The following is a 26,448-nucleotide window of genomic DNA, read 5'->3' as shown; positions in this document are numbered from 1 at the left end:
AGAACCCTTCCAGTTGGAAGGGTTCTTTCTATTTTGTAACAAATTCCTTTTGGTTTACAGGTGTTAATGGTTCTTCTCCTTCTAATACAGCTAAAATGTTACGCACTGCCATTTCAGCCATAGCGTCACGAGTTTCAAATGTTGCGTTTCCAACATGCGGAGTAAGGACAACATTTTTCAGTCCCTTTAATCTCTCTGTAATTTTCGGTTCAAACTCAAATACATCAAGAGCTGCCCCTTCAATTTCATTTGTCTCTAACGCATGAGCAAGCGCTAGTTCATTCATAATTGGACCACGTGCAGCATTTATAATATATGCTGTTTTCTTCATCATTTTAAATTGTTCTTCATTAATCATATGATGAAGACTTGGATTATACGCACAATTAATCGTAATAAAGTCTGCTGTTTGTAATAGTTCTTCTAATGTTACATATGTTGCTTCTAATTCACTTTCTGTCTCATACTTACGGTTTGGACCTGTATAAATCACATTCATTCCAAATGCTTTTGCACGTTTCGCAACTGCTTTTCCAATTTCACCAAGACCGATGATTCCAATTGTTTTCCCATATACTTCTCGGCCAAGGAAAAAGAGTGGTGCCCAGCCATTAAATCCCACTGTACGACATAGTGTATCTCCTTCTGGAATTCGTCTTGCAGCCGCTAAAAGAATAGCAAATGTTAACTCTGCTGTTGCTTCTGTTGAAACTTTCGGTGTATTTGTAACCACAACTCCTTTTTCTGCTGCATACTTGTAAGCAATATTATCGTAACCTGCACCATAGTTGGCAATAATTTTCAAATTTGATGCTGCATCAATCACTTCTTTTGTTACCTTTGTAGAAAGTAAACTTAACAGTGCATCTTTATCCTTAACTCGCTTTGCTAATTCTTCGGTACTGATTAACTCTTCTTTGTCATACATTTCTATTTCATGATTTTGTAATAACTGTAATCCGATTTCTGGAATATTTCCTGCTACTAATATTTTCGCCATTACTAAGCACCTCTTCTATTTAAAAATGAGAACTTCCTTACATTTTATTGTAAGAAATCTATGTCAAAAAAGCCAAGAAATTTGATTACAGTTTTGAAAATCGACACTTTTTCTCATAAGAAAAGGGGAGATGGATATCTCCCCTTTTACTTATTGTTCTTCACTAGATTGTTTTCCCAGCTTTGCATCAATCGTTCCCTCTGCTACCGTATCACTAATTTGTTCTTGTACTACAGAATCAACTTCCTCGTTCGTTTGGGAAGTATAACTTTGATTCGTCACTTTCATACTCTGTTTATTATTTTGTTTTACCATTTAAAACCCTCCTTTATCATTCTTTCTTATTTTGAGCAAAAAGAAAGGTTTTCATCACGAAATCATGTTTTACTTTGAAACAATTACCGCTTCTTCTTCAAGCAGTTGCATCTTCCTCACCCGTTTTTCAAATGTAGCAACATGAGAAATACCATGATTACGTAATGTTTCCACATTTTCTTGGACATAATTTCCTAAATCATTTGGGTAATGAGCATCTGATGAAAGAGTAATTGGCACTTTATATTTTGCCAACACTTGTAAATAAAGTGGACTTGGACACATCTCTCGAACAGGATAACGATAATATAATCCAGCATTTACTTCCGTTGCTGTATTTGTTTCTATTAATGCCTTAGCAATTCTTTCGTAATGTGGAATCTGTACATTTTCATCTAATCGATAATTAAATACTTTTATATTATCAAGATGCGCTACAATATCAAACACTCTCGAACGAACGGCCTTTTCAACTGTTGTGAAAAATACATCATACAATGTATTTAGCTGATGGTTTTCGAAATATTCTTTCGCATCTGGGTTATCAAATCCCCATCCATCAATAAAATGCACAGAACCAATTACGTAATCCCAATCTCCTAATACCAATAATTTTTGTAATTCATCTTCCCCACCCATAAAATAATCAGCTTCAATCCCTAGACGCAGTACTACTCCTCTTTTTCTCCAGCGCTCCTTTGCCTCTTGGATTGCTTTTGTAAAATCAGAAATCGATGCTACTCGCACTTGATCTAGCCATTCTTTCTGCAGACGACCGAGCTTTGACTCACTAATGTCTACATATTTCTCATAATATTCCTTCGACTCATAAAAACGATATAAGTGATCAACAATACCAACTTCTTTTATTCCTTTTCGCAGTGCTTCTTCTAAATAGAAATCAATCCACTCTATTGTAAATGGACCCTCTTGTACTCTTTTTTGCAAGCGTTCTTGTGTTTTCATAAGCCATTCAATCGAATGCCGCTCTTCTTCTAACGGTTGATAATATTCTATTGATTGATTTATTCTCGCCAACCACCCTAGCGAATACGGCCCCTCTTCTAAATGAAGGTGATAATCCACTTTCATCGTTCCCCCCCCTTATAACGTATCAATTTCTTTACGCTCTCCTGTTTTTGAGAGCTTTCCTTGTCTCTCTTTCACTTCTTCTAACACATCTTCTAATGGAATATTTTTTGCGGCTAGTAAAACAAAGCAGTGATAAATCACATCGACCATTTCTTTTATAAGTTCTTCTTTATCATCATTTTTTGCAGCGATTACCACTTCTGTACACTCTTCCCCTATTTTTTTTAAAATCTTATCTTCACCTTTTGTAAATAAATAATTTGTATATGATTCCGAAATTGGACTTTCTTTACGCTGCTCGATGGTTTCATATAAAGACTTCAGTACGTCTTCCATCCTCAGGTCCCCCTATATGATTTTATAATGAAAGCATGTTTTCTCTCCTGTATGACAAGCTGGTCCTACTTGCTTAACAATAATTACAATCGAATCTTGATCACAATCTAAATAAAGAGACTGAACATACTGCATGTGCCCAGACGTTTCTCCTTTGTTCCATAACGCTTGCCGCGAACGTGAATAAAACCATGTTTTCTTCGTTTCTAACGTTTTTTTATATGCTTCTTCATTCATATATGCTAGCATCAAAACTTCTTTTGTTTCTTCTTCTACCACAACAGCTGGCAACAATCCCTTGGAGAAATCAGGTGTCATATTCTCACCTCAATTTTCGCTTCTTGTAATTTTCGCTTCACCTCTTGCACTGTTGCCTCACCATAGTGAAAAATAGAGGCTGCTAATGCTGCATTTACCGATGTTTTTTGAAACACCTTTACAATATGCTCTGCGCTTCCACATCCTCCTGACGCAATAACTGGAATCGAAACAGCTTCTGAAATTGTTTCTGTTAAACGAATATCATAGCCATCCTTCGTCCCATCTGCATCCATACTCGTAAGTAAAATTTCACCAGCTCCTAACTGTTCTATCTGTTTTGCCCATTGTACAGCATCGATTCCCGTATCAATCCGTCCACCGTTTACATATACATTCCATTTATTTTCTTTTACTTCCCTTGCATCAATTGCGACCACAATACATTGAGAACCGAAATGTTCGGCACCTTCCTCAATTAAATTTGGATTTCGTACTGCCGCTGAGTTAAGTGAAATTTTGTCCGCGCCTGCTCTTAGCAAGGCATACATATCTTGAACAGTTGCAATCCCGCCACCTACTGTAAGCGGAATAAACACTTTCGACGCCGCTCTCTCTACAACATCTATAATTGTTTTTCTCCCCTCATGCGTCGCCGTAATATCTAAAAAAACAATTTCATCTGCACCTGCTTTATTATACAAAGCAGCTATTTCAACAGGATCACCAACATCTTGTAATCCTACAAAATTCACGCCCTTTACAACGCGGCCGCCTTTCACATCTAAACATGGAATAATTCGCTTCGTTAACATATCTTTGTCACCTGCAATGCCTCTTCTAAATCAATTGTTTTTTTATATAGCGCTTTTCCAATAATAACGCCATATACATTCATATCGTTTAACTTCTGTACATCTTGCAATGAGCATACACCGCCCGATGCAACAATACGGATTGCCACCGCCTTCTGTAGTAATTGCAATTGCTCAAAGTTCGGACCCTCTAACGTACCGTCTTTTGCAATATCTGTAAAAATGATTGTTTGTACGCCGACACTTTCCATTTTCTTCGCAAGGTCGATATAAGAAATTTCAGACACATCTAACCAGCCTCTCGTTGCAACGTAACCGTTTTTCGCATCAATACCAACAATAATGTTTTCTCCATATAAACGAACTGCTTCTTCTAAAAAAGGACGATCATACAATGCTGCCGTTCCTAAAATGACTTTTTTCACTCCTACTGACAGTAACATTTCAACCGTTTCGAGAGAACGTATTCCTCCGCCTACTTGAACCGGAATTCGAACTGCTTTACATATATCCTCAATTACGGAAAGATTCATTGATTGACCTGCAACCGCTCCATCTAGATCAACAATGTGCAATGTTCTTGCTCCTAATTTTTCAAACAATAATGCTTGAGCACCTGGATCTTCATTCATAACTGTTTCTTTATTAAATTCTCCTTGATAAAGCCTAACACACCGTCCTTGTTTTAAATCGATAGCTGGGAAGATTTCCATGATTCTACCACTCCTTTAAAATTTCTTAACATTTGTATTCCGATATCACCGCTTTTTTCAGGGTGAAACTGTGCCCCAAATATATTTCCTTTCGCAACAATCCCTGGAATATCAATCTTATAGTCACTACTGCCACATACAATCTCACTTGGACAATCTGCATAGTAGGAATGAACGTAATACACAAATGAACCATCTTCTACTTCATTCCACAACTTAATTTCTCGTTTCTTCTTTAATTGATTCCAACCCATATGCGGGATTTTATAAGGAACTTCCAGCTTTCGAATTAGTCCTGGCAACAAACCTAACCCTTTCGTTCTCTCTATTTCTTCACTTTCTTCAAATAAAAGCTGCATCCCTAAACAAATGCCAAGGAGTGGTTTTCCTTGCACTCCAATTTCTTGAATCACTGAAACAAGATCTTTTTCCTGCAAAGCGATCATCGCTTTTGGAAAAGCCCCAACTCCTGGTAAGATCACACCGTCACTTTGTAATATCCTCTCTTTATCATCTGTTACAATATGCTCAGCCCCAATACGTGTTAACGCTTGTTCAACACTGCGAATATTCCCCATTCCATAATCTACAATTGCAATCAATTACAACAGTCCTTTCGTAGAGTTTACACCAACAATTTTGTCATTTTTGTCTACCGCTTCACGCAGTGCACGTCCAAATGCTTTAAATAACGCTTCAATTTTGTGGTGGGTATTACTGCCATATAAAATGCGAGCATGTAGTGTTATATTCGCTGCATGAGCAACCGCTCTGAAAAACTCTTCTGTCAGTTCTGTATCAAAATCTCCTAACTTAGGGTTTTTCAATTCACCTTGAAAGACAAGATAAGATCGTCCACTTATATCAATCGCTACAAAACCTAATGCTTCATCCATTGGTACATATGCTGCTCCATAGCGGTTAATACCTTCTTTATTTTGCAATGCTTCTTTCAAACAGTTTCCAAGCACAATCCCAACATCTTCAACAGTATGATGAGCGTCAACAAACACATCACCTTCTGCTTCAATTTGCAAACCAAATCTGCCATGCTTCGCAAACAAAGTTAGCATATGATCAAAGAATCCAACCCCTGTTTGAATTGAAACGTCTGTACTTTCATCTAAGTGTAAACTCAGTTTAATTTTTGTTTCTGTCGTTCCCCGTACTTGACTTGCCTCACGCATTATTTCTCCTCCTCAAATCGAATTTGAATTGCTCTCGCGTGCGCGTGTAATCCCTCTTTATCGGCGAGCGTTGTAATATGGTGTTGAACGTTTTGTAACGCTTCTTTTGTATATGATACAAAGCTCGATTTTTTCACAAAATCATCAACTGATAACGGCGAAAAGAAACGCGCTGTTCCGCTTGTTGGCAGTACATGATTCGGTCCTGCAAAATAGTCTCCAAGAGGCTCTGGGGCATACGGTCCAATAAAAATCGAACCCGCATGCTGAATATATGCCAAGGCATTCATCGGCTCATTTATATGCAACTCTAAATGCTCCGGTGCTATTTCATTCGACAATTGAAACGCGTGATTTAGCGAAGGAACAACGAGAATTGCTCCGTTTCTTTTTATCGACTCACGAGCTATTTCACTTCTTGGTAATACTCGAAGTTGCTGCTTTATTTCTCTTTCTATCTCTTTAGCAAGTTCTACACAAGTTGTAATACAAATCGCTGTTGCCCTCACATCATGCTCAGCTTGAGATAATAAGTCTGCTGCGATAAAAGACGCATTTCCAGTTTTGTCAGCAATTACAACGATTTCAGATGGTCCAGCAATCATATCGATATGAACAGCTCCAAATACCTCACGTTTTGCAAAAGCCACATATATATTCCCTGGACCGACAATTTTATCGACTTTCGGAATCGATTCCGTCCCATATGCTAATGCCGCTATAGCTTGTGCACCACCTACGGTATAAATTTCATCTACACCGGCAATTTCAGCAGCTGCTAAAATATGTGGATCTATTCCCTCTTTCCCTGGTGGTGTTACCATTACAACTTTCTGGACACCGGCAATTTTAGCAGGTAATACATTCATGAGTACCGATGACGGATAAGATGCAGTTCCTCCTGGTACATATACACCAACTGTTTGCAATGGTCTAATCAGTTGCCCACGAATCACACCTTCGTTTTCACAATCTAAAAAGGATTGCCTTTTTTGTTTTTCATGGTATGAGATGATGTTTTTCTTTGCGCATTGCAATGCTTCTAGAAATGAAGATTCTACATATTCACTCGCTTTTTCAATTTCTTCTTTTGCAACATGTAACTTTTGTAATTCAATTCCATCAAAAGTTTTTGTATAAGAAAATAGAGCCTCATCTTTCCTTTCTCTCACCCGCTCAACAATTTCTCTTACGCGTATCTGTACAGTTTCTTCTATTATATTAGCCTGTTCTCTTAACTGTTTTATTCTCTTCAGCGCTTCCGTGTAGTTTTCAGATATTACCTCCACCCAGGGTCCCTCCTTTATTTATCTGCAGTGATTACACACTCCATATTATTGATAATATCGAATATTTCGTCTTTTTTTGTTTTTAAAGCAGCTTTATTTACAATCATGCGAGCTGATATTGAATACATTTCTTCAAATACAATCAATCCATTTTCTTGTAATGTTTTTCCCGTCTCTACAATATCAACAATCGCATCTGCTAATCCAAGAAGTGGAGCGATTTCTACCGAACCTTCTATTTTAATAATTTCTACATCTTCTCCCTTATCACGAAAATAAGTGGAAGTAATATGCGGATATTTTGTAGCAATTCTCTTTTTCCGATAGCCTTTCGGATTATATGTTGGGATAGAAGCGACACAAAACTTACAACATCCTACTTCTAAATCCACCATTTCATATATATCTTTCTCATATTCCATTAAAATATCTTTTCCAACAATACCAATGTCTGCAACACCATGTTCCACATAAGTTGCAACATCTACTGCTTTCACTAGAATGAATGAAACATTCCTACTAGCGCTTTGGAATACAAGCTTTCTTCCTTTATCCATCAGTTCCGAACAATCAATCCCAATCTTTTCAAACAGTGGAATGACATGTTTCTCAAGCCTCCCCTTTGTTAACGCAATTTGAATGTTACGCATGAAGTTTCCCCTTCTTTCTGTATCACCCATTTTTCTTTCCACACATATTCCACTAATGCTTTTCCAGTCGCTTCGATCACTTTTATAATCCCTTCCTTCTTCGCAAACTGAAATGTATCTTGCAAATTCTCAAACATAGACAATTCCACTTTCCACCCATCTTTCTGAAGTAAACCACATAGTCTTTCTGCTTCTGCTATCCTATCCAAAGAATAATGAATGATCATATCTAATTTTTTTCGTTTGAATTGTTTTTGCTGTTCTTGTAATGTCCGGACAATTTGATTTACTTGTACAGCTAAGCCGACTGCTGACATCGGTTCTCCAAAATTACCAAGCAATTCATCATATCTTCCGCCACTAACAATTTCTCCCCCAACATCATATATATAACCTCTAAAAATAACTCCTGTATAATAATGCAAATGTTGAATCATCCCAAGATCAATTGATATATACGAACCATATCCTAATTTTTCAATCGTTTTATAGATTTCTTTTACCCGCGCGATTGCTTGCTTCATCTCATAGTTTGAAGCAAGCTTTTCCGCTTCTTCAATTACTTCGAGTTTTCCGAATAATCTTGGTAATTTTTCAAGTAACTGTACAGTTTCATCACGTCGATCTAAATTCTTTTCTTGTAAAAAACGGGATAACTCTGCATAATTTTTACTTTCAATATACGTACGTAAGAGCGACTCCTCTTCTTCTCCAAATGACAGCTTTTTAACAATACATTTGTATAACTGAACTTGCCCTAATTCTATTGTAAAAGCCTGAATCCCTACAGCCTGAAGAGCATGAATTGCACTTACGATACATTCAATTTCAGCACGTATATTATCAATCCCGATTATTTCAATACCTGTTTGAATGATTTCATTGTATTTTCCAGATAGTGATTCATTCGCTCGAAACACGTTCCCGCTGTATGTTAATTTTACAGGCGCTTCCTCACCGTGGGTTCCTATTACTCTTGCAAGTGGAATTGTCATATCAGGCCTTAACACGATAATGCGTCCCTGTTGGTCAAAAAACTTATACATTTTCTCTTCATCTATCGGCCGATTCCGAAAAGAAAAGACATCATAAAATTCAATCGTAGGCGTTCGTATTTCCTCATAGCCTCTTTCTAAAAAAGTACGTCGTAATTTTTGTTCAACTTCTTCTATTAATGTACACTCTTCAAATACATAATCTCTTGTTCCATCTGGATTTGCTCGTTTCCATTTTGTCATACTGCTTTACACTCCTTTCAATTCTGTTCACCAAACTTTCTCCTTCTAGTGTATGCACACTATAACAATCACGAACAAAATAAAAAGAGCCTTGTAGAAAAAATACCTACAAGGCCCCTTCATAGGGTGTAGGTACAACGGGAATAACCCTTGTACCTACACGTTGTTCACGCTAGGTTCAAGGGTTTATGTATGATGATGTAGTTGTGTAAGCATATTGATAGATTGTAATGTAAACATTATCCTTACTCCCTTTCTCCTCTTATTTTCACATAGTATATAACACGGAATTCAGAATGTAAACAAAATTCAAACTTTTTGTGTTTTTTATTACAGCTCACTAAACAAATTAGCGAGCTGTTTCTCGTTCATATTCTTCAATGTTTTGTTCATATTGAAGCGTGATTCCGATTTCATCTAAACCACTTAATAGCTTTTCTTTCCACATCTTTTCGATTGTAAAATGAAAACGATGTAGCGGAGTTGTAATCACTTCATTCTCTAAATCAACTTCTATCACATCTCTTGGACCCACAGCTGCTAGCTTTTCACGCATTTCCTTTTCCATAATGATAGGAAGCATACCATTTTTCGTACAATTCATATAAAAAATGTCTGCAAATCCCCCCGCGATAATAACACGAAATCCATAGTCAGCAAGTGCCCATGGCGCATGCTCTCTTGATGAACCACAGCCGAAATTTTCACCTGTAATTAATATGCTTGCTCCTTTTCGCTCAGGTGCATTTAGTGGGAAATCTGGATTCTCTTTCCTGTCGTCCTCATAACGCCATTCATCAAATAAAAATTTCCCAAAACCAGTTCGTTCAATCCTCTTTAAATACTGTTTTGGAATGATTTGATCTGTATCAATGTTATCGTTCATTAGTACAGCAACAGTGCCTTTATGAATATGAAATGGCTCCATCATAACTCTCCTTTCTCACATCAACGAAATGACCATAAAGCGCTGCTGCGGCCGCCATCGCAGGGCTGACTAAATGTGTTCTCGCACCCTTCCCTTGTCGTCCTTCAAAATTCCGATTGGAAGTAGATGCACAATGCTCTCCCTCAGGCACTTGATCTGGATTCATCCCCAGACACATAGAACACCCAGGCTCTCTCCATTCAAATCCAGCTTCTTCAAATATACGATGCAGTCCTTTTTCCATCGCTGCTTTTCGTACTCGTTTGGATCCTGGTACAACAAGTGCTCGCACTCCTTCTTTTACCTTCTTTCCTTTTACAACAGCTGCGGCAATTTCTAAATCTGATAAACGGGAATTTGTACAGGAACCAATAAATACATGCTGAACTGGAATTTCAAATGCACTTTGTCCTGACTGAAGCCCCATATATGCAAAAGCTCGTTCATCATTTTTATCACGTGTTTCTGGTAACTGTTCATCAATACGCATACCCATACTCGGGTTTGTTCCCCATGTTACATATGGCGCTAGTTCAGCAACATCTACCAAAATATAAGTATCATATATTGCATCTGGCTCAGTATAGAATTCCCTCCAATTCGCCACTGCCAAGTCAAACTCTTCCGGCGCATACTCACGCCCTTTTACATAAGCAAATGTTTTCTCATCCGGCGCAATAATCCCTGCTTTTGCTCCACCTTCAATCGCCATATTACAAAGTGTCATACGCTCTTCCATTTCCATATTTGTAATTGCTTCTCCGTAAAACTCCATCACATATCCAGTTCCAACTGCTACCCCATATGTAGCCAGAAGGTGTAAAATTATATCTTTTGCATATACTCCTTTAGGTAATTTCCCTTTTAATTCAATCCCCATCGCTTTCGGCTTGCTCTGCCACAATGTTTGAGTTGCTAATACATGCTCGACTTCACTTGTACCTATCCCAAACGCCAACGCTCCAAAGGCTCCATGTGTTGCCGTATGACTATCGCCACATACAATGGTCTTTCCCGGTTGTGTAAGTCCTAGCTCTGGACCAATAACATGAACAATCCCTTGATTTTCATCATCAATATCCGCCAACAGAATATTAAATTGCTTACAATTTTCACGAAGCGTATCTAATTGTTGCTTAGCAATACGATCTGTAATGTTCCAAACATCTTTTGTTGGAATATTATGATCCATCGTTGCAAATGTTAAATCTGGTCTCCGAACATTCCGATTTGCAAGCCGCAAGCCCTCAAAGGCTTGCGGTGATGTTACTTCATGCACGAGATGAAGGTCAATATATAATAAATCTAACCCATTTTCATTTGTTGTAACAACGTGTCTCTCCCACAGTTTATCTAGTAACCTTTTTGCCATTATCTCCCTCTCCCTACTAGCGCTTGTTCTTCCATTTCTTGTAGTACATATTTTGTAAAAGACGATGTTGTTTCATTTCCACCTATATCAGCTGTACATTTCCCCAATCGGAGAACAGCAGAAATTGCTTCTTCAATCGCTTCTCCTTCTCTTCTTAAATCAAAAGATTGCCCAAGCATCATTGCAACTGAACGCATCATTGCAATTGGATTCACTTTATTTTTCCCTGCAATATCTGGTGCTGATCCATGAATTGGTTCATATAGCGAAGGTCCATTCTCTGCATGACTCGCCGATGGAAGCATCCCTAAAGACCCTGCTAATACAGAGGCTTCATCACTTAAAATATCCCCAAATAAATTCTCAGTTACTATGACATCAAACCGGCCCGGATTACGAATCAACTCCATAGCAGCTGCGTCTACTAAAATATGTTCAAGTTCAATATTCGGATAGCGAAGTGCTACTTCTTCTGTTACTTCCCTCCAAAGTTTACTCGACTCTAAAACATTTGCTTTATCAATGGAAGTAACTTTTTTACGACGTTTACTTGCCAATTGAAAAGCGTAAGAAACAATGCGCTCAATTTCATGACGATGATAAGTAAGTGTATCTGTTGCTACCTCTTCTGTTTTTTCTTTTGGAAAGGAGAAATAAATCCCTCCCGTTAACTCACGAACGACAACAAAATCCACCTCATCAGCCGCCTTCAATGGGGATAAATGAGCAGTTGCTGCATCTACAGTGACAGGACGAACATTAGCAAATACACCAAGCCCTTTTCGAAGCGCCAGCAATCCTTTTTCCGGTCTTTCTTTCGCTTCGTCCCAGCGAGGTCCACCAACCGCACCTAGTAATACAGCGTCACTCGCTAAACATGCTGCTAATGTTCTTGACGGCAATGGTTGCCCAAACGAATCAATCGCAGCGCCTCCAAATTGTTCATCTTGTAAATAAAAACGGTGAGCATATAACCTTTCTACCATGTGTAAAACTTCCTTGGCACTCTCCATAATTTCTGGTCCAACACCATCACCCGCTAAACAAACAATACGTTTTTCCAATGATCAGCACCCCTTTTTTATAATTTTACTGATTATTCAGAATTCATTTTCGATAAGTAGGGGTATCCCCCCACTTATCAAAACATTACTTTGCAAGGAATAACAAAGCCTTTAATTTTCCCGCTGCATGTACATAAGCTCTAGCTGATGCTTCTAACACGTCTTGCGCAACACCAAAACCTGCAACTTGATGTGTTCCTTCTTTCAATTCAACATGAACATGAGCAAGTGCATCCTGTCCCTGTGTAATGGATTGAATGCGATAATCAGCTAACTCACACTCAAGTCCTAGAATTCTTTGAATTGCATTATAAATCGCTTCAATACTACCTGCTCCTGTTGCTGCATCTTCGTACACATTACCTGCCTCATCCTCCAGTGCAACTGTTGCACATTGTGTACTGTTGGATACAAAATGCACTTGTAATTGTTTAATGTTATACTGCTGTGTTGAAAATGCTGTTTCTCCTAGTACTAATGCACGTAAATCTTCTTCTGTAACCTCTTTTTTACGATCTGCTAATCTCTTAAATGCACTAAATGCTATATCTCGCTCTTCTTCCGTAAACTCATAACCGAGTTCTTTCATTTTTTCAGTAAAAGCGTGGCGACCAGAATGTTTTCCAAGTACAAATAAATTTTGTGCTTCTCCAATTAGTTCTGGCTCAATAATTTCATATGTCGTTACTTCTTTTAATACACCATCTTGATGAATACCTGATTCATGCGCAAATGCATTCGCTCCAACAATCGCCTTATTTTTTGGAACTACCATACCCGTTAACCGGCTTACTAATGTACTTGTTGCTTTAATCTCTTTTAGTGTTATAGAAGACTCGGCTTCATAATAGTCTTTTCTAATGTGCAAAGCAACTGCTACTTCTTCTAAAGCAGCATTACCTGCACGCTCTCCAATCCCATTCATCGTCCCTTCTATTTGCAGTGCCCCACCTTCAATGGCTGCCAATGAATTTGCTACTGCCATACCAAGATCATCATGACAATGACAAGAGAAAATAGTTTTTTCATAAGAAGGAACATATTCTTGTAAATATTTAAAAAGAGAATAATATTCTTCTGGATTTGTATAACCTACTGTATCCGGAATATTAACAACATCCGCTCCAGCTCGAATCGCAACTTCCACAGCTTCTGCTAAAAAAGAGCGAGCCGTTCTCGTTGCATCTTCTGCCGAAAATTGCACTGTAGGAAATAAGGATTTCCCTAAAGTTACAGAGCGATGAATACTATCTAATACATCCTCCTTTGACATACAAAGCTTATATTTCATATGAATATCACTCGTTGCCAAAAAGACGTGTAACCGCGGAGATGATGCACCTTTCAATGCTTCATACGCTCTCTGAATATCACTTTCCTTCGCCCTTGCTAGACTCATAACGGAAGCATTTCGAATCGTTTCCGCAATTCGTTTTACTGAGCGAAAATCACCTTCAGAAGCTGCTGCAAATCCTGCTTCCATCACATTAATCCCGAGTTTTTCTAACTGCCTGGCAATCTGTAACTTTTCTTGTTCATTTAAATTGACTCCGGGTGATTGTTCGCCATCACGAAGCGTCGTATCCATGAACAAAATCTGTTTCATATTATTTAACCCCCGCCTTTACTTTCGGTTGTACAAACGGCATCATTTCACGTAATTTACGCCCAACAACTTCAATTTGATGTTCATTTTCCTTAGCATTCGTTGCATGGAAATGCGGTTTTCCTGCTTTATGCTCTGCAATCCACCCTCTTGCAAATGTGCCATCTTGAATTTCTTTTAACACTTCATCCATCGCTTTCTTCGTATGTTCTGTTACAACGCGTGGTCCTGATACAAAATCTCCCCACTGCGCTGTATCAGAAACGGAATATCTCATATTTTCAAGTCCGCCTTCATACATAAGATCAACAATGAGCTTTAGTTCATGTAAGCATTCAAAGTAGGCAAGTTCCGGCTGATAACCAGCATCTACTAATGTTTCAAATCCCGCCTTTACAAGTGCAGTAACACCTCCGCAAAGTACAGCTTGTTCTCCAAATAGATCCGTTTCTGTTTCTTCTTTAAATGTAGTTTCTAATACTCCAGCCCTTGTTGCTCCAATTCCATCTGCATAGGATAATGCTTTTTCAATGGCTGTTCCTGTTGCGTCTTGATATACAGCAAATAACGCTGGAACCGCTCCGCCTTCAGCAAAAGTCCGACGTACTAAATGTCCAGGTCCTTTTGGCGCTACTAGAAATACGTCTACATCTTCTGGTGGTGTAACTTGATTAAAATGAACGTTAAATCCATGAGCAAACACAAGTGCATTTCCAGCTTGTAAATTCGGTTCAATTTCTGTTTCATACACTTCTGGCTGTAGTTCATCAGGCAAAAGAATCATTACTACATCCGCAGATTTTGCAGCTTCTGCCACTGAATATACAGAAAAACCATCCTCTTTCGCCTTTTCCCATGACTTTCCTTTCCGAAGTCCAACTACTACTTCAAAACCATTATCACGTAAGTTTTGTGCATGAGCGTGACCTTGTGATCCATATCCAACAATCGCTATTTTCTTCCCTTTTAATACATTTACCGCTACATCTTTCTCATAATAAACTTTTGTCATATTCTTTCTCCCCCTATATTAAAATGATTAATGAATTAACATAATTTGTTTATCTTGTTTTTTCATACTCCGCGTAAATGCAGTAACACCTGTTCTTGCAATTTCTTTTAAACCATATGGACGCATTAGCTCTATAAGAGCTTCTACTTTTTCTTGTGTACCCGTTACTTGTACGACAATGGAATCCTTTCCAACATCTATTACAGCGGCTCGGAACGGTTCAATTAAACTATATAATTCTGCTCTCGATACACTTGTTGTCGCTACTTTAATAAGAGCCAACTCTCTTGCAATCATTGCTTCTTCTGTTATATCAGATACTTTTAACACATCAATTTGTTTATGAAGTTGCTTGATCAGTTGCTCCACTTGTTGCTCGTTTTCAACATGAACAACAAATGTCATCCGTGAAATATCAGACGACTCTGTATGTCCAACCGAAATACTTTCAATATTAAAATGCCTCCTGGTCATAACACCCGTAATCCGATTCAGAACCCCACTTTGATTTCGAACTGTCGCCGTAACAATCCTTTTCACTGTCCCTTCACCCCCTCCATTTGATGAACTCCTTTTCCAGGAGCAACCATCGGCATAACTTTTTCAGACTGTAGCACCCTGCAATCAATTACAACAGGCTCTTGCAAATCAATCGCTTCTTGCAACTGTCCCTTCGCAAGTAACGGATTTTCAATTCGCACCCCTTTTATGCCGTATGCATGGGCAAGCGCTACGAAATCCGGTTGACAAGAGAGCAACGAGTGAGAATATCTTTGATTATAAAATTCGTCTTGCCACTGTCTTACCATCCCTAAAGCTTCATTATTTAAAATCAAAACTTTAACCGGTAAGGAATGTTCTTTCAATACACTAAGTTCTTGTAATGTCATTTGAAAACCCGCATCACCAACAATCGCTACAACTAATTCTTTTGGTCTGGCAATTTGTGCACCAATGGCAGCTGGAAATCCAAATCCCATTGTGCCAAGCCCTCCTGATGTCACCCACTTATCTGGGTCTTCAAGTGGATAATATTGAGCAGCCCACATTTGATGCTGACCAACATCCGTCGTGACAATTGCTTTTCCTTTTGTAATTTCATACAACATATCAATTGCTGATTGTGGTTTAATCACTTCAGAATCTTGATCATAGAAAAATGGATATTGTTCTTTTCTGCTTTTTAAAAGCGATAGCCATGCACTATGATTTTCTTTTCCTCTTTTACAGGAGAGCAGTGCCTCCAAAGCATGTTTCGCGCTAGCCACAATCGGAATTTCTGTAGGAACGTTTTTTCCAATCTCTGCTGGATCAATATCGATATGTACAACTGTAGCCTCTTTAGCAAAGTACTCTAAATTTCCTGTAAGACGATCGTCGAATCTTGCTCCGATATTTATGAGTAAATCACACTCATACAAAGCCATATTCGCTGTATAAGAACCATGCATTCCTCCCATTCCAAGAAATAATTTATCATTTGGCGGAAATCCACCTAGTCCAAGAAGTGTATGAACAACAGGTATACGATACATTCGTGCAAAATCTGTTAATTCTTTTGCAGCTTTCGCATGAAGTACACCTGCTCCGGCTAAAATCAACGGTTTTTCAGCAATATCAATCGCTTGTAATAATTTGTTGATTTGCAATGGATTCGCCTCATAATTTGGTTGATATCCCGGTAAATCCATTTGCACGTTACTACATCGCTCACCTTTTTCTACTACCATATTTTTAGGAAGATCGATAACGACCGGTCCTGGTCGACCCGTTTTCGCAATATGAAATGCCTCTTTAATAATTCTTGGTAAATCTGATGCCTTGCGCACTTGATAATTATGTTTTGTTACCGGCATCGTAAGTCCCATAATGTCCGCTTCTTGAAAAGCGTCACTTCCAATCAACGTTGTAGCTACTTGACCTGTAAAAACAACAAGCGGTAAAGAATCAATCATTGCATCTGCAAGACCAGTAATCACATTTGTCGCACCTGGACCACTTGTTGCAATGACAACGCCAGGTTTTCCTGTAATTCGCGCGTACCCTTCTGCTGCATGAATCGCTCCTTGCTCATGTCTTGTTAAAATATGAGGAATTTCGCAATCATAAATTGCATCATAGAGCGGCAATACAGCACCTCCTGGATAACCAAAAATAACTTCTACATCTTCCTTTCCTAACGCTTCTAACAACAGCTGTGCACCAGTTGCCATCTTTTCTTCCGTTTTTGAAGACATTGCTCTTACGAACCTCCTTTAAAATTGTTTTTTACAATAAAAAAATCCTACGTCCACACTCCAGCTATGTGCTGAAGGGACGAAAGATTTCGCGGTACCACCCTTCTTCGCAAGAATACTTCTTGCCTCAGTGACTCGGGGATGAGTCTAGCTAATAACGGAGCTACCGTCTAAACCTAGGCAAATGCTTCAGTTTAGCACTCAAGGGCGATGTTCGTCGACGTGAACCATCGGTTTCCAGCAACCACCGACTCTCTGTGAGGCTTCACAATCAACTACTCCTCCCTATCAACGCTTTACAACTTTATAATGAGTTATCATCCAACTTTATTTGCTTCGTAAATTTTCTCTCCATCTTCTACAACTAATTTACGAAACTCTTCTAATAAACGATTTGTATGTGGACCCGTTTTCCCAAGCCCAATCGTTCTTCCATCAACTGTCGTAACTGCAATAACTTCAGCTGCAGTTCCTGTTAAAAATACCTCATCAGCTACATATACATCGTGTCTTGTAAATAATTCTTCTCTTACGTCATATCCAAGCTTTTCTCCAATTTCCAAAATAGCGTTTCTTGTAATGCCTTCTAATGCCCCTGCAGAACTTGGTGGTGTAATTAATTTATTTCCTTTTACAATGAACACATTATCGCCAGACCCTTCTGCAACATAACCTTGTTCATTTAACATAAGTGCTTCTTGCACACCAGCAAGCTTCGCTTCAATTCGAACTAAAATATTATTTAAATAGTTCAAAGACTTTACTTGTGGTGTTAATACGTCTGGGCGATTACGACGTGTGGCAACTGTCACAACCGGTATACCTTTTTCGTAATATTCCGACGGAAATAAAGATAACTGTTCCGCAATTACAACTACATTCGGTTTCGAACAAGAATCAGGATCTAGTCCAAGATTCCCAGCACCTCGTGATACAACTAAACGAATGTATCCGTTAGATAACTTATTTTGACGAATCGTTTCAACAACAATATCTGTCACTTCTTCTAACGTATATGGAATTTCCAACATAATGGATTTTGCTGACTCGTATAAACGAATAAGATGTTCTTTGAGCCTGAAGACATTGCCACTGTAGACACGAATCCCTTCAAACACTCCATCGCCATATAAATAACCATGATCATATACTGAAACTTTTGCTTCATCTTTTGGAACAAATTCTCCATTTAAGAAAATCCATTGCTCATTCACTTAAAAGCGCCCCCTATGTTCTATGAATTTTTTATTGTTTCCTAGTTTACTCTCCTTTTTAAATAAATCAAGACAATTTTTAGAAAATTTATAATTTTTAATTTATATACATCCTTGTTTATATTGATTTATCAACATTGTTAACGTTTACAACATGTCAAAAATTTTTTTCGCCATTTTTCATCCTAAAAAATATTTGCTTAAAAGAAGGAGTTTTGTCAAATGATGCGAATCTATTGTATTCAATAAACGGGCGTCCGATTTCGTATATTCGGGAATAAAAACAACTTTTGATTGAAAAGGAGGAAAATAAGCAAAATAACATTGTATAAAAATAACAATCATATTTTTCATGCAGCTTTCATAATCCTATTTAAAAAAACAAATTGTCAAATGAAGGAGGAAAATAATATGGCATGTGTACAAATTAAAGGAACGAGACAAGAGGTAGTAGAAATGTTACAACTATTTGATTTAATGGATACGAAAGGTTTGTGTAAATTTAATAATTACGTAGAGGTATCTCCAAATGAAGAACAGAATAACAACTTCACTGCCTCAATTGACATTCAATCAAATGATGAATCTGCTCAAGATCAATTAAATGATCAGTTTGTAAGTCAAATGCTCACAGGTGTATATAACGACTAATACATTACGTATTTTTTCTTCCCCTTTCTAATCGGGCTTTTCTGAGCAGCTATCCCCCACCTCTTTGTTTTAGGAGGGGGATTTCCCTGTTCGTAAATATTAAATACATCAACATTTCTACCATATTTTCCTTAAAAACATAAATATTCCCTAAAAAATGGAGCATATTACTAGATGGTAGGAGGTGAAGAGTATGGCGAAAATTGGTGTTGAAAATTCTTTAACCGATGTTCAACAAGCTTTAGAACAACAAGGACATGAAGTAATTTCACTACGTTCTGAAAATGACGTGCAAGGGTGCGATTGTTGCGTCGTAACTGGACAAGATTCTAATGTAATGGGAATTAGTAATGCAGTAATAAAAGGGCCCGTTATTGAAGCAAGTGGCTTAACAACCGATGAAATTTGTCAACGAATTGAAAGTAGTTTATAAAAAAAAGAAGCCTCCTTATAACAAGGAGACTTCTTTTTTTATATTCACCTAAACGGGAAAGTAACATATACTGGATGAAAGCCCTACCTCTCTCTCATCAACACGGTTCCTCTGACCGCTCCTGATACACTAGCATGTGTATAAGCTTACAAATACAACTTTTTGGGTCTATTCACAAAAGTTGTTGGTAAAATTACCCGATCTTTCGCAAATTTTTCATATTGCATTTACAAGAAATATCCAATATATACTAGCTGTAACCGAGACACGAAATATCATCATAACACTTAAAAATAAATTCGTCAATATTTATTTTAACAAATTAAAAACAGACATCACAATCTGTCTGTTTTAGAATGGAGCCTTTTCTTTTACTACATACACAACAAATCCGCTTACTAACATACATAAGCCGACAGCAAAATTCTTGATGTTAATCATAACTACCTCTCCCTTATTTCATAAATCATATATATTTACATTCCAATTATATTTGTCGTTTCTGAACACACTTTTTCTAATATATCATAATTCCTAAAAAATGCAAGTTTACTTTTTAACGACCGTTTACAAACTTATCTATAGTACTTGGAACTGTACTCAAAGCCTTTTCAATCAAGTGTGTGCCACTATGTAAATGTAACACTTGTACACCACTAGATCCTACTACTAAAAACGCAACAGGATCAATTGAAACTCCTGCACCACTTCCACCTCCAAACGGATGCCCTTGTTTCGCCTCTTTTTGTTGTCCTTGTCCTGCCAAACTTTTCCCTACAGACGTTTCCCCTTTAAAATCGCTTCCCCCTGCGCCAAAACCAAAGGCAACTTTTGAAACAGTTAAAACAACCTTTCCGTCCGCTGTTGAAACAGGGCTTCCGACAATTGTATTTACATCGACCATCTCTTTTAAATTTGTCATTGCCGTTTTCATTAAGTTTTCAATTGGATGTTCCATCATTTAAACCACCTTTTTCCTCTTAATTCTTTTTTATACTTTCCAAAATAGAGGAACTCATACCAAGTTTTACAATTCATGAAAAAACACTGTTCCATTTTCAGCTTAGAATCTAAAAACAATATACATATCCTTCACTTCAGTCAGATAAAGTGAAAATTTAATCAGCCCTCACTAATCAGACTTTTACGGGCAGTTTATCTCTCACCTAACTCCTGTGCTTTCACTGAATTTTGAGGTGGGAGTGTTACCGCCTGCAAATAGCGAAATAAAGTAATGATATGCCTATCTATTTCTTGCCGGATAAAAAAGAAAAAGATATACATACTACTAATGAACCTTGCTATGAAAGGAGACTTTACGTTGACTGATAAAATTAATGAACAACATAGAACCGAAGAAGGGGACTATAAAGAAGAGTACGCAGCAGAGGTTGCTCCTCAGCATATCAACTATAACGATAAAGACGATGTAAAATCAAAAACAGCAGGATCCACAGCAGGGTTTATCGCTCTTGCTCTTGCTGTATTATCACTCTTTACATTTCCTACACTCTTCGGACTTGTTTCTGTTTTACTAGGTATTTATGCCTATAATCGTGGAGCTACTGTAACCGGTGGCATCGCTGCTATTGTGGGCGGCATTGCTGCTATTGTTGCTCTGTTATTCCGCGCTGCAATCATCGGTTTATTGTTCTCACTTTTTTAAAGAAAAAAGGTATCTCGCTTTTTGCGAGATACCTTATCCTGTGAAAACATCTTCTGATGGGTATCGAATTTTTTGTTTAGCTGGTCGCGCTAGAGAGAATACAAGCGTTAACGGACCAATTAACCCACAAAACATAACAAACATAATGATACATTTTCCAATTACAGATAACTTAGCCGTAATTCCCATTGATAACCCCACTGTACCAAACGCTGAAATTGTTTCGAATAAAAGTTGAATAAAACTAAAGTTTTCTGTAAGCATTAATAAAAATACTGCTGTAAAAATAAGAATTTGACTGGCAACTACAATCGCTAACGCTCTCGTTACCGTTGACATTTTGATTGTACGATGAAATAAAACAAAGTCTTCCTTCTTTCTAAAAAAGGAAATAACCGATGTAATTAAAATAACAAATGTTGTTAACTTAATTCCGCCACCTGTCGACACACTTCCTGCACCGATAAACATTAAAATCATCGTAAACAATATTGATGATTCTTCCATTCCTCCATAATCAACCGTATTAAATCCTGCTGTACGCGGTGTAATCCCCTGGAAAAATGAAGCCCATATCTTTTCACCTAAAGATAGTGATCCTAATGTTTTCACATTATTATACTCCAATATAAAAATCACAATCATCGCAATAACATTAAGCGCTACTGTTCCAACAATCATAATTTTCGAATGAAGTGATAGTTTCTGAAAACTACGGCTATACCATATATCAATTAACACGGTAAAACCTAAACCACCTATAACAATTAAAGAACAAATTCCAATATTAATAATAGGATCTCCTACATATCTTGTTAAATTATCTGGCCATAGTGCAAATCCCGCATTATTATAAGAGGCGATAACATGAAAAATACTATAATATAAACCTTTGCCGAAACCAAATTCCGGGATAAATCGAATGGATAAAAAAACAACTCCTACTAACTCAATACAAATAGAAAAAATAAAAACACGCTTCACTAATTTTACAAGACCACCAATATTCGTTTGGTTAAACGCTTCTCCAATTAATAATCGATGACGTAAACCAATTTTTTTCCCTAACACCCATACAATTAAAATTGCGATTGTCATTAATCCAAGACCACCTGTCTGAATTAACAACATAATGATAATTTGACCAAACATTGTAAAAGTACTAGCAGTATCTACAACTCCTAAACCGGTTACTGTCGCTGCCGAGGTTGCTGTAAAAAACGCATCTACCCAACTAATTGATTCTTTTGTCGCGAATGGTAGTTTCAATAACATTCCCCCGACAACAATTAAACAAAAAAAGCCCATTGCTAAAATTTGCGGCGGACTTAATCGTATAAAACGATTATAAAATCCTTGTTTTTTTGTTGCTTCCATATCACTAACTCCCTTAATAAAGTAAAACCTCTTTCCATACACTAATCGTTCGTTTTGACCGGACCAAATCTTACGGAAAGTAATTTTTCACCTAACTTTTTTTCAATTCCTCATACTTTTAGAGCAAACTCATTATTTTGGATAAATCTTTATAATCTCATAATATAGTTGAGCATAATCCTTTTTTCCATAGATTTCAACTGAAAAATTCCCATACCTTTCACTTCGAATTCACATTGAAGTCACACCTATCTTTTATATTATATCTATCGAAGCTGTTCCTCCCTAATAATGAGACATTCCCCAGTGTCTCGAACAGCTTTCCATCCCTAATTAAAATTGACATAAATTGTCCCCTTCCATGGCCATCTTGTATTAACGAGATGGTCTATTTTTTATCCACTATTCATTAGACTATGGGACCTCTAACTATGTTCTACCTTCCCTCTATTATTTAAAAAGAGGGAAATTTTTAAAATTCCCATACCTTTCACTTCAAGTTCACATTGAGGTCACATCTATCTTTTATATTATATCTATCGAAGCTGTTCCTCCCTAATAATGAGACATTCCCCAGTGTCTCGAACAGCTTTCCATCCCTAATTAAAATTGACATAAATTGTCCCCTTCCATGACCATCTTGTATTAACAAGATGGTCTATTTTCTTATCTTAAAATACAATTCAAATTTCCTAACAAAAAAGGAGTGAATCTATTCACTCCTTTTTTGACTTACTTCCTTTGTTCGAACGATATTCTTTTCCCTTATTATCATTACCAGTTATAAACTCCGAACTAAACTCTTGTTGAAACTGCCCTGTTTTTGGTGAACCTTGATTTCCACTTCCTTGACTCCCGTTGCGATTCGTCATCTTTCTTCCTCCTTTCATCTTCCATCATTGTTAGTATGTCTTTCCTATCCCAATCATACACATCGCATTCTTCTATGTAACAAATTTCAATTTTTCATTTTAGTATGAATAAAAAAACCTCCCTAAAACAAGGAAGGATTCTCGATTAGCCATAGTTCATCTGGCTTTTTTTCTATATAAGTTTTTTCGAAATAGATATCATTAGATGCATTTCTTCTTCAGATAGGGCCGAAAACCTTTCTTTTAAATACTGTTTTTTTGCCAATTCCATTTTTGCAACTAACTCTTTTCCTTGTTCCGTAATTTCCAAATATACAACACGACGATCAGATGTAGAACGTGAACGCGTTACAAAACCTTTATTAATTAGCTTTTCTGTAACAGCTGTAATATGACTGTTTGATACATGTAGTTCATTTGCTACGCGAGAAACCATCTCTTTTTCATTACGATTTAATATACGGAGCACGAGAAATTCATTCCATGGTATGTAATCTCCAAAAATTTTTCCCATATCATTCCGCAATGAACGAAACATAGCAAAAACATTTGCAGATAGATCCTCCATTAATTGTTCGCGATTATGAGACACCGTTTACATCTCCCTTTTATTTCATATAGTTAAATAAAAACATTATGAATTATATTACCTTATATTTTACATTTTGTCATCTTTTTTCCCATACAATCACTCATAATGTATTCACTTATTTGATAGATACACTCCCAAAACAAAACCCAATAGTAAAAATCTCCGTTATTCACTAGAGCACGTATCATTTATTATCTATTTGGAAATAAATGATACAGGTTGCTTTTCTAACATGCTGAAACTCACATCAGCCACAAAAAGGGTGCGATTCGTCGCACCTTTTTTGTTTTCACTTCCCATCAAGTATTCATGATATAATAAAATATGAATTTTTTTCCTTTTATCCCGCATTAACGGGCAGTCAGACCCCCACCTCAAAATTCAGCGAGAGCAAAGAAGTTAGGTGGGGGCAAAACTAGATTGATGAGGGCTAATAATCAGTGGGGGATGAAGCCCCCTACTGATTAAAGTTTCACTTTATAAGATGAACTTTTTGGGGGTATATCATGAATCCAGACGAAGAAAAGTTTTCAGATCTAAGTGGAAAAGATAAAACGATTGTTATTAGTAGTATTACCCTTCTTATAATTATTGCTTTTGCACTCATTTTCTTTATGTATGTCGGAGTTTTTCGCCTCATTGGTGTAGAATATACATCACGAACTGCACTGCTTCTCTTTTTTTTATTAGCCCTTATACTAGATGGAATTAGTAGTTTCTTGATTTTATTTTTCAAAGTACTTTTAACACCTCTGCTCACGCACATGTCAAAATGGCTATCCTTTTTACTGCTTTCCCTCATAGAAATCTCGCTTGATTGGCTCGTTATTCATACTGCAGATGATTGGATAGAAAGTATAACGATCTCTAATAAAGCTGAATTACTTATTGTCCTTTTCTTTTTTATCTTGGATAAATTATGGTCTACTGATAACAAAAAGAAAGAGTAAGATTACAAGCATTTCACGATAAAAATTGATACAATAAAAACAAAAATATACTAAAGAGGTGTTACATATGACATTACAACAATGGGCTGATAAAGGTATGTCCTTTGATACATACGTAAATAACATGACTGTGAACCAGTATGAATTACTACATATTTATAATAACTTTTTAATTCCGAACGAATTGCTTCCTGTTTTAGAAGAACGTCAAAACGACGGATGGCGTGTTATTGTACTATCCGCTGATTGGTGCGGAGACGCTCTTCTTTGCGTACCTGTTATGAAACGTATTTGCGAAGTTTCCAATATTGAAATGAGATTACTCATCCGTGATGAAAATTTAGAGTTAATGGATCAATATTTAACAAATGGAACAGCCCGTGCCATTCCAATCTTTATTTTTATTGATAAGGATGGAAAAGAACAGGCGGTTTGGGGACCACGTGCTCCAAAAGTGCAAGAATTAGTAACTTCTATGCGTGCTACATTACCTGAAAAAGATGATCCACAATTTGAAGAAAAACAGAAAGACATGTATGCTAATTTCCGTGCTACATTAGCTGACGACACTTCACTTTGGGAACATGCGATGGAAAATATGATTGAAAAAATAGTAAAATAAAAAAACTGCCAAATGGCAGTTTTTTTATTACATAATGAAGAAATAATAGAACACCGCAGCTAAAATAAAACGATAATAAGCAAATGGTGTTAACTTTACACGAGCTAATAATTTTAAGAATGAAACAATCGCAAGCATTGCTACAAGGAAAGCCGTAATAAAACCAGTTGCAAATAATGTGATATCTGCTGAACTTAATACGTCCCAGCTTTTAATTAAATCTAACCCTGATGCTGCAACCATCATTGGTACCGCTAAAATAAATGTATATTCAGCAGCGGCTGTATGAGATACACGAGCTAATAATCCACCACTGATTGTAGATCCAGAACGTGAAAATCCTGGCCACAGTGCTAAACATTGGAACATTCCAATTGTGAATGCTTGTTTATACGTAATCTCGTCCAATGTTTTCGCTGTACTTGGTCTTGAAAATTTCTCAGCAACAATCATTAAAATACCACCAACGATTAAACTGATAACAACGGGGCCTGGTCCAAATAAAACTTCTTTAATTTTACTATGGAATAAAACACCAAGTACTCCTGCTGGAATCATACCGATAATGATATGTAATAAATTTAAAGATGGTCCTTGTGTTACCTTGCCAATCCCAACTAATGACCATAAACGTTTCCAAAATACAACGACAACCGCTAAAATCGATCCCAATTGGATGACAACTTCAAATACTTTTGCTCTATCATCATCAAATCCAATTAAATGTCCTGTTAAAATCATATGTCCCGTTGATGAAACCGGTAAAAATTCCGTTAATCCTTCAACAGCTCCCATGATTAAACCAATTAACCAATCAGCCACGAGTAGTGCCTCCTTAATACCTTATATATACTTTTTTCACACCTTATCATAATACCTTATCCAATTTCAAAGTGCATCTATTTTTTCATTCTTTCAAAATATAACAATACATTCACATATGTGTATTTCTTTTCTAT

At 37.1% G+C, this 26,448-nt stretch carries 31 protein-coding genes, 1 pseudogene and 1 other annotated feature; of the genes and pseudogenes, 5 read left to right on the top strand and 27 right to left on the bottom strand.

Annotation, left to right across the window (positions count from 1 at the left end):
* Positions 1–28: 28 nt before the first annotated feature.
* From ORL93_RS11655 to ORL93_RS31265, 21 genes and pseudogenes are all read right to left on the bottom strand, one after another.
* Positions 29–1,000 carry a 2-hydroxyacid dehydrogenase family protein gene (locus tag ORL93_RS11655; RefSeq protein ID WP_097794710.1) on the bottom strand — a complete coding sequence of 324 codons (972 nt, stop codon included), beginning with the start codon at positions 998–1,000 and terminating at the stop codon, positions 29–31.
* A 150-nt stretch (positions 1,001–1,150) separates the two neighbouring features.
* Positions 1,151–1,315: a DUF4025 domain-containing protein gene (locus ORL93_RS11650; protein WP_003196190.1), complete on the bottom strand. Its 165-nt coding sequence runs from the start codon at positions 1,313–1,315 to the stop codon at positions 1,151–1,153.
* A 69-nt stretch (positions 1,316–1,384) separates the two neighbouring features.
* Positions 1,385–2,407: a histidinol phosphate phosphatase domain-containing protein gene (locus ORL93_RS11645; protein ID WP_265959074.1), complete on the bottom strand. Its 1,023-nt coding sequence runs from the start codon at positions 2,405–2,407 to the stop codon at positions 1,385–1,387.
* 12 nt (positions 2,408–2,419) lie between these two features.
* A complete protein-coding gene (gene hisE / locus ORL93_RS11640; RefSeq protein WP_006094152.1) occupies positions 2,420–2,743 on the bottom strand; it encodes a phosphoribosyl-ATP diphosphatase in 324 nt (107 codons plus the stop codon).
* Positions 2,744–2,755: 12 nt separating this feature from the next.
* Entirely contained in the window at positions 2,756–3,061 is a 306-nt protein-coding gene (gene hisI, locus ORL93_RS11635) for a phosphoribosyl-AMP cyclohydrolase (protein ID WP_016114006.1), read from the bottom strand.
* On the bottom strand, positions 3,058–3,816 hold the full coding sequence (gene hisF / locus ORL93_RS11630; protein ID WP_018764211.1) for an imidazole glycerol phosphate synthase subunit HisF: 759 nt from the start codon (positions 3,814–3,816) through the stop codon (positions 3,058–3,060). Before hisF ends, hisI begins: the two co-directional genes overlap by 4 nt.
* Entirely contained in the window at positions 3,810–4,529 is a 720-nt protein-coding gene (gene hisA, locus ORL93_RS11625) for a 1-(5-phosphoribosyl)-5-[(5-phosphoribosylamino)methylideneamino]imidazole-4-carboxamide isomerase (RefSeq protein WP_097794712.1), read from the bottom strand. The genes hisF and hisA overlap by 7 nt, the downstream gene beginning before the upstream one ends.
* Positions 4,502–5,131 (bottom strand): imidazole glycerol phosphate synthase subunit HisH, encoded by a 630-nt coding sequence (gene hisH, locus ORL93_RS11620; protein WP_006094151.1) that lies wholly within the window; start codon positions 5,129–5,131, stop codon positions 4,502–4,504. Before hisH ends, hisA begins: the two co-directional genes overlap by 28 nt.
* Complete coding sequence (hisB, locus tag ORL93_RS11615) at positions 5,132–5,716, bottom strand: imidazoleglycerol-phosphate dehydratase HisB (RefSeq protein ID WP_006094150.1); 585 nt, start codon at positions 5,714–5,716, stop codon at positions 5,132–5,134.
* Complete coding sequence (gene hisD, locus ORL93_RS11610) at positions 5,716–7,005, bottom strand: histidinol dehydrogenase (protein WP_265959073.1); 1,290 nt, start codon at positions 7,003–7,005, stop codon at positions 5,716–5,718. The genes hisB and hisD overlap by 1 nt, the downstream gene beginning before the upstream one ends.
* Before the next feature lie 14 nt (positions 7,006–7,019).
* Positions 7,020–7,655 (bottom strand): ATP phosphoribosyltransferase, encoded by a 636-nt coding sequence (gene hisG, locus ORL93_RS11605; protein ID WP_018764206.1) that lies wholly within the window; start codon positions 7,653–7,655, stop codon positions 7,020–7,022.
* Positions 7,631–8,893: an ATP phosphoribosyltransferase regulatory subunit gene (gene hisZ, locus ORL93_RS11600; protein WP_265959072.1), complete on the bottom strand. Its 1,263-nt coding sequence runs from the start codon at positions 8,891–8,893 to the stop codon at positions 7,631–7,633. The genes hisG and hisZ overlap by 25 nt, the downstream gene beginning before the upstream one ends.
* A gap of 349 nt (positions 8,894–9,242) precedes the next feature.
* On the bottom strand, positions 9,243–9,821 hold the full coding sequence (gene leuD / locus ORL93_RS11595; protein WP_265959071.1) for a 3-isopropylmalate dehydratase small subunit: 579 nt from the start codon (positions 9,819–9,821) through the stop codon (positions 9,243–9,245).
* Positions 9,799–11,193 carry a 3-isopropylmalate dehydratase large subunit gene (leuC, locus tag ORL93_RS11590; RefSeq protein WP_098160719.1) on the bottom strand — a complete coding sequence of 465 codons (1,395 nt, stop codon included), beginning with the start codon at positions 11,191–11,193 and terminating at the stop codon, positions 9,799–9,801. Before leuC ends, leuD begins: the two co-directional genes overlap by 23 nt.
* The gene (gene leuB, locus ORL93_RS11585) at positions 11,193–12,257 is read right to left on the bottom strand and encodes a 3-isopropylmalate dehydrogenase (protein WP_265959070.1); all 1,065 of its coding nucleotides are present in this window, start codon (positions 12,255–12,257) and stop codon (positions 11,193–11,195) included. Before leuB ends, leuC begins: the two co-directional genes overlap by 1 nt.
* An 85-nt stretch (positions 12,258–12,342) precedes the next feature.
* Complete coding sequence (locus tag ORL93_RS11580) at positions 12,343–13,863, bottom strand: 2-isopropylmalate synthase (RefSeq protein ID WP_265959069.1); 1,521 nt, start codon at positions 13,861–13,863, stop codon at positions 12,343–12,345.
* A gap of 1 nt (position 13,864) precedes the next feature.
* Positions 13,865–14,875, bottom strand: a complete 1,011-nt coding sequence (gene ilvC / locus ORL93_RS11575) for a ketol-acid reductoisomerase (RefSeq protein ID WP_006094145.1) — start codon at positions 14,873–14,875, stop codon at positions 13,865–13,867.
* A gap of 27 nt (positions 14,876–14,902) precedes the next feature.
* Positions 14,903–15,415, bottom strand: a complete 513-nt coding sequence (gene ilvN, locus ORL93_RS11570; RefSeq protein ID WP_016113993.1) for an acetolactate synthase small subunit — start codon at positions 15,413–15,415, stop codon at positions 14,903–14,905.
* Positions 15,412–17,112 (bottom strand): acetolactate synthase large subunit, encoded by a 1,701-nt coding sequence (gene ilvB, locus ORL93_RS11565; protein WP_265959068.1) that lies wholly within the window; start codon positions 17,110–17,112, stop codon positions 15,412–15,414. The genes ilvN and ilvB overlap by 4 nt, the downstream gene beginning before the upstream one ends.
* 72 nt (positions 17,113–17,184) lie before the next feature.
* Positions 17,185–17,413, bottom strand: a binding site (T-box leader).
* Positions 17,414–17,429: 16 nt separating this feature from the next.
* Positions 17,430–18,326, bottom strand: a complete 897-nt coding sequence (gene ilvE, locus ORL93_RS11560; protein ID WP_097794719.1) for a branched-chain-amino-acid transaminase — start codon at positions 18,324–18,326, stop codon at positions 17,430–17,432.
* 157 nt (positions 18,327–18,483) lie between these two features.
* Positions 18,484–18,680 (bottom strand): annotated as a pseudogene (locus ORL93_RS31265) (hypothetical protein).
* Between the two features lie 57 nt (positions 18,681–18,737).
* Here ORL93_RS31265 and ORL93_RS11555 point away from each other — a divergent pair.
* Positions 18,738–18,977: a DUF3911 family protein gene (locus tag ORL93_RS11555; RefSeq protein WP_016113990.1), complete on the top strand. Its 240-nt coding sequence runs from the start codon at positions 18,738–18,740 to the stop codon at positions 18,975–18,977.
* Positions 18,978–19,170: 193 nt separating this feature from the next.
* Positions 19,171–19,410, top strand: a complete 240-nt coding sequence (locus ORL93_RS11550) for a YkuS family protein (RefSeq protein ID WP_003196153.1) — start codon at positions 19,171–19,173, stop codon at positions 19,408–19,410.
* Between the two features lie 351 nt (positions 19,411–19,761).
* Here ORL93_RS11550 and ORL93_RS11545 read toward each other — a convergent pair whose 3' ends face one another.
* Together ORL93_RS11545 and ytfJ are read right to left on the bottom strand one after the other, a co-directional pair.
* Positions 19,762–19,851 carry a hypothetical protein gene (locus tag ORL93_RS11545; protein WP_016113989.1) on the bottom strand — a complete coding sequence of 30 codons (90 nt, stop codon included), beginning with the start codon at positions 19,849–19,851 and terminating at the stop codon, positions 19,762–19,764.
* 115 nt (positions 19,852–19,966) lie between these two features.
* On the bottom strand, positions 19,967–20,368 hold the full coding sequence (gene ytfJ / locus ORL93_RS11540) for a GerW family sporulation protein (RefSeq protein ID WP_018764198.1): 402 nt from the start codon (positions 20,366–20,368) through the stop codon (positions 19,967–19,969).
* Positions 20,369–20,713: 345 nt separating this feature from the next.
* On the opposite strand from ytfJ, the gene ORL93_RS11535 reads away from it, so the two are divergent.
* A complete protein-coding gene (locus tag ORL93_RS11535) occupies positions 20,714–21,076 on the top strand; it encodes a hypothetical protein (RefSeq protein ID WP_003196147.1) in 363 nt (120 codons plus the stop codon).
* Positions 21,077–21,109: 33 nt separating this feature from the next.
* Here ORL93_RS11535 and ORL93_RS11530 read toward each other — a convergent pair whose 3' ends face one another.
* From ORL93_RS11530 to ORL93_RS11520, 3 genes are all read right to left on the bottom strand, one after another.
* Positions 21,110–22,453, bottom strand: a complete 1,344-nt coding sequence (locus ORL93_RS11530; protein WP_006094139.1) for a TrkH family potassium uptake protein — start codon at positions 22,451–22,453, stop codon at positions 21,110–21,112.
* A gap of 716 nt (positions 22,454–23,169) precedes the next feature.
* On the bottom strand, positions 23,170–23,325 hold the full coding sequence (locus tag ORL93_RS11525; protein WP_016113985.1) for a hypothetical protein: 156 nt from the start codon (positions 23,323–23,325) through the stop codon (positions 23,170–23,172).
* Between the two features lie 172 nt (positions 23,326–23,497).
* On the bottom strand, positions 23,498–23,917 hold the full coding sequence (locus ORL93_RS11520) for a MarR family winged helix-turn-helix transcriptional regulator (protein ID WP_003206336.1): 420 nt from the start codon (positions 23,915–23,917) through the stop codon (positions 23,498–23,500).
* 506 nt (positions 23,918–24,423) lie between these two features.
* On the opposite strand from ORL93_RS11520, the gene ORL93_RS11515 reads away from it, so the two are divergent.
* Positions 24,424–24,867: a YrvL family regulatory protein gene (locus tag ORL93_RS11515; RefSeq protein ID WP_006094138.1), complete on the top strand. Its 444-nt coding sequence runs from the start codon at positions 24,424–24,426 to the stop codon at positions 24,865–24,867.
* A 67-nt stretch (positions 24,868–24,934) separates the two neighbouring features.
* Positions 24,935–25,489: a thioredoxin family protein gene (locus ORL93_RS11510; protein WP_006094137.1), complete on the top strand. Its 555-nt coding sequence runs from the start codon at positions 24,935–24,937 to the stop codon at positions 25,487–25,489.
* Between the two features lie 27 nt (positions 25,490–25,516).
* On the opposite strand, the gene bacA is transcribed toward ORL93_RS11510, so the two are convergent.
* Complete coding sequence (gene bacA, locus ORL93_RS11505; RefSeq protein WP_003196138.1) at positions 25,517–26,311, bottom strand: undecaprenyl-diphosphate phosphatase; 795 nt, start codon at positions 26,309–26,311, stop codon at positions 25,517–25,519.
* Positions 26,312–26,448 lie beyond the last annotated feature (137 nt).

Origin of the sequence: Bacillus sp. DHT2, assembly GCF_026241455.1 — a bacterium.
In the GTDB taxonomy this organism is placed as follows: domain Bacteria; phylum Bacillota; class Bacilli; order Bacillales; family Bacillaceae_G; genus Bacillus_A; species Bacillus_A pseudomycoides.
Note: the sequence above shows the minus strand (reverse complement) of the source record. Positions and strands in the feature narration are given on the sequence as shown.

Coding starts and splice junctions, on each gene's coding strand:
- ORL93_RS11650 (WP_003196190.1), bottom strand. CDS start 1,315: ATGGTAAAACAAAATAATAAACAGAGTATGAAAGTGACGAATCAAAGT.
- ORL93_RS11535 (WP_003196147.1), top strand. CDS start 20,714: ATGAAAGGAGACTTTACGTTGACTGATAAAATTAATGAACAACATAGA.
- hisG (WP_018764206.1), bottom strand. CDS start 7,655: ATGCGTAACATTCAAATTGCGTTAACAAAGGGGAGGCTTGAGAAACAT.
- ilvC (WP_006094145.1), bottom strand. CDS start 14,875: ATGACAAAAGTTTATTATGAGAAAGATGTAGCGGTAAATGTATTAAAA.
- ORL93_RS11655 (WP_097794710.1), bottom strand. CDS start 1,000: ATGGCGAAAATATTAGTAGCAGGAAATATTCCAGAAATCGGATTACAG.
- ORL93_RS11525 (WP_016113985.1), bottom strand. CDS start 23,325: ATGACGAATCGCAACGGGAGTCAAGGAAGTGGAAATCAAGGTTCACCA.
- hisF (WP_018764211.1), bottom strand. CDS start 3,816: ATGTTAACGAAGCGAATTATTCCATGTTTAGATGTGAAAGGCGGCCGC.
- hisA (WP_097794712.1), bottom strand. CDS start 4,529: ATGGAAATCTTCCCAGCTATCGATTTAAAACAAGGACGGTGTGTTAGG.
- ORL93_RS11510 (WP_006094137.1), top strand. CDS start 24,935: ATGACATTACAACAATGGGCTGATAAAGGTATGTCCTTTGATACATAC.
- leuD (WP_265959071.1), bottom strand. CDS start 9,821: ATGGAGCCATTTCATATTCATAAAGGCACTGTTGCTGTACTAATGAAC.
- ORL93_RS11530 (WP_006094139.1), bottom strand. CDS start 22,453: ATGGAAGCAACAAAAAAACAAGGATTTTATAATCGTTTTATACGATTA.
- ORL93_RS11580 (WP_265959069.1), bottom strand. CDS start 13,863: ATGAAACAGATTTTGTTCATGGATACGACGCTTCGTGATGGCGAACAA.
- ORL93_RS11515 (WP_006094138.1), top strand. CDS start 24,424: ATGAATCCAGACGAAGAAAAGTTTTCAGATCTAAGTGGAAAAGATAAA.
- leuC (WP_098160719.1), bottom strand. CDS start 11,193: ATGGCAAAAAGGTTACTAGATAAACTGTGGGAGAGACACGTTGTTACA.
- hisE (WP_006094152.1), bottom strand. CDS start 2,743: ATGGAAGACGTACTGAAGTCTTTATATGAAACCATCGAGCAGCGTAAA.
- ORL93_RS11555 (WP_016113990.1), top strand. CDS start 18,738: ATGGCATGTGTACAAATTAAAGGAACGAGACAAGAGGTAGTAGAAATG.
- hisB (WP_006094150.1), bottom strand. CDS start 5,716: ATGCGTGAGGCAAGTCAAGTACGGGGAACGACAGAAACAAAAATTAAA.
- ilvB (WP_265959068.1), bottom strand. CDS start 17,112: ATGTCTTCAAAAACGGAAGAAAAGATGGCAACTGGTGCACAGCTGTTG.
- hisI (WP_016114006.1), bottom strand. CDS start 3,061: ATGACACCTGATTTCTCCAAGGGATTGTTGCCAGCTGTTGTGGTAGAA.
- ORL93_RS11550 (WP_003196153.1), top strand. CDS start 19,171: ATGGCGAAAATTGGTGTTGAAAATTCTTTAACCGATGTTCAACAAGCT.
- ytfJ (WP_018764198.1), bottom strand. CDS start 20,368: ATGGAACATCCAATTGAAAACTTAATGAAAACGGCAATGACAAATTTA.
- ORL93_RS11645 (WP_265959074.1), bottom strand. CDS start 2,407: ATGAAAGTGGATTATCACCTTCATTTAGAAGAGGGGCCGTATTCGCTA.
- ORL93_RS11545 (WP_016113989.1), bottom strand. CDS start 19,851: ATGATTAACATCAAGAATTTTGCTGTCGGCTTATGTATGTTAGTAAGC.
- hisZ (WP_265959072.1), bottom strand. CDS start 8,893: ATGACAAAATGGAAACGAGCAAATCCAGATGGAACAAGAGATTATGTA.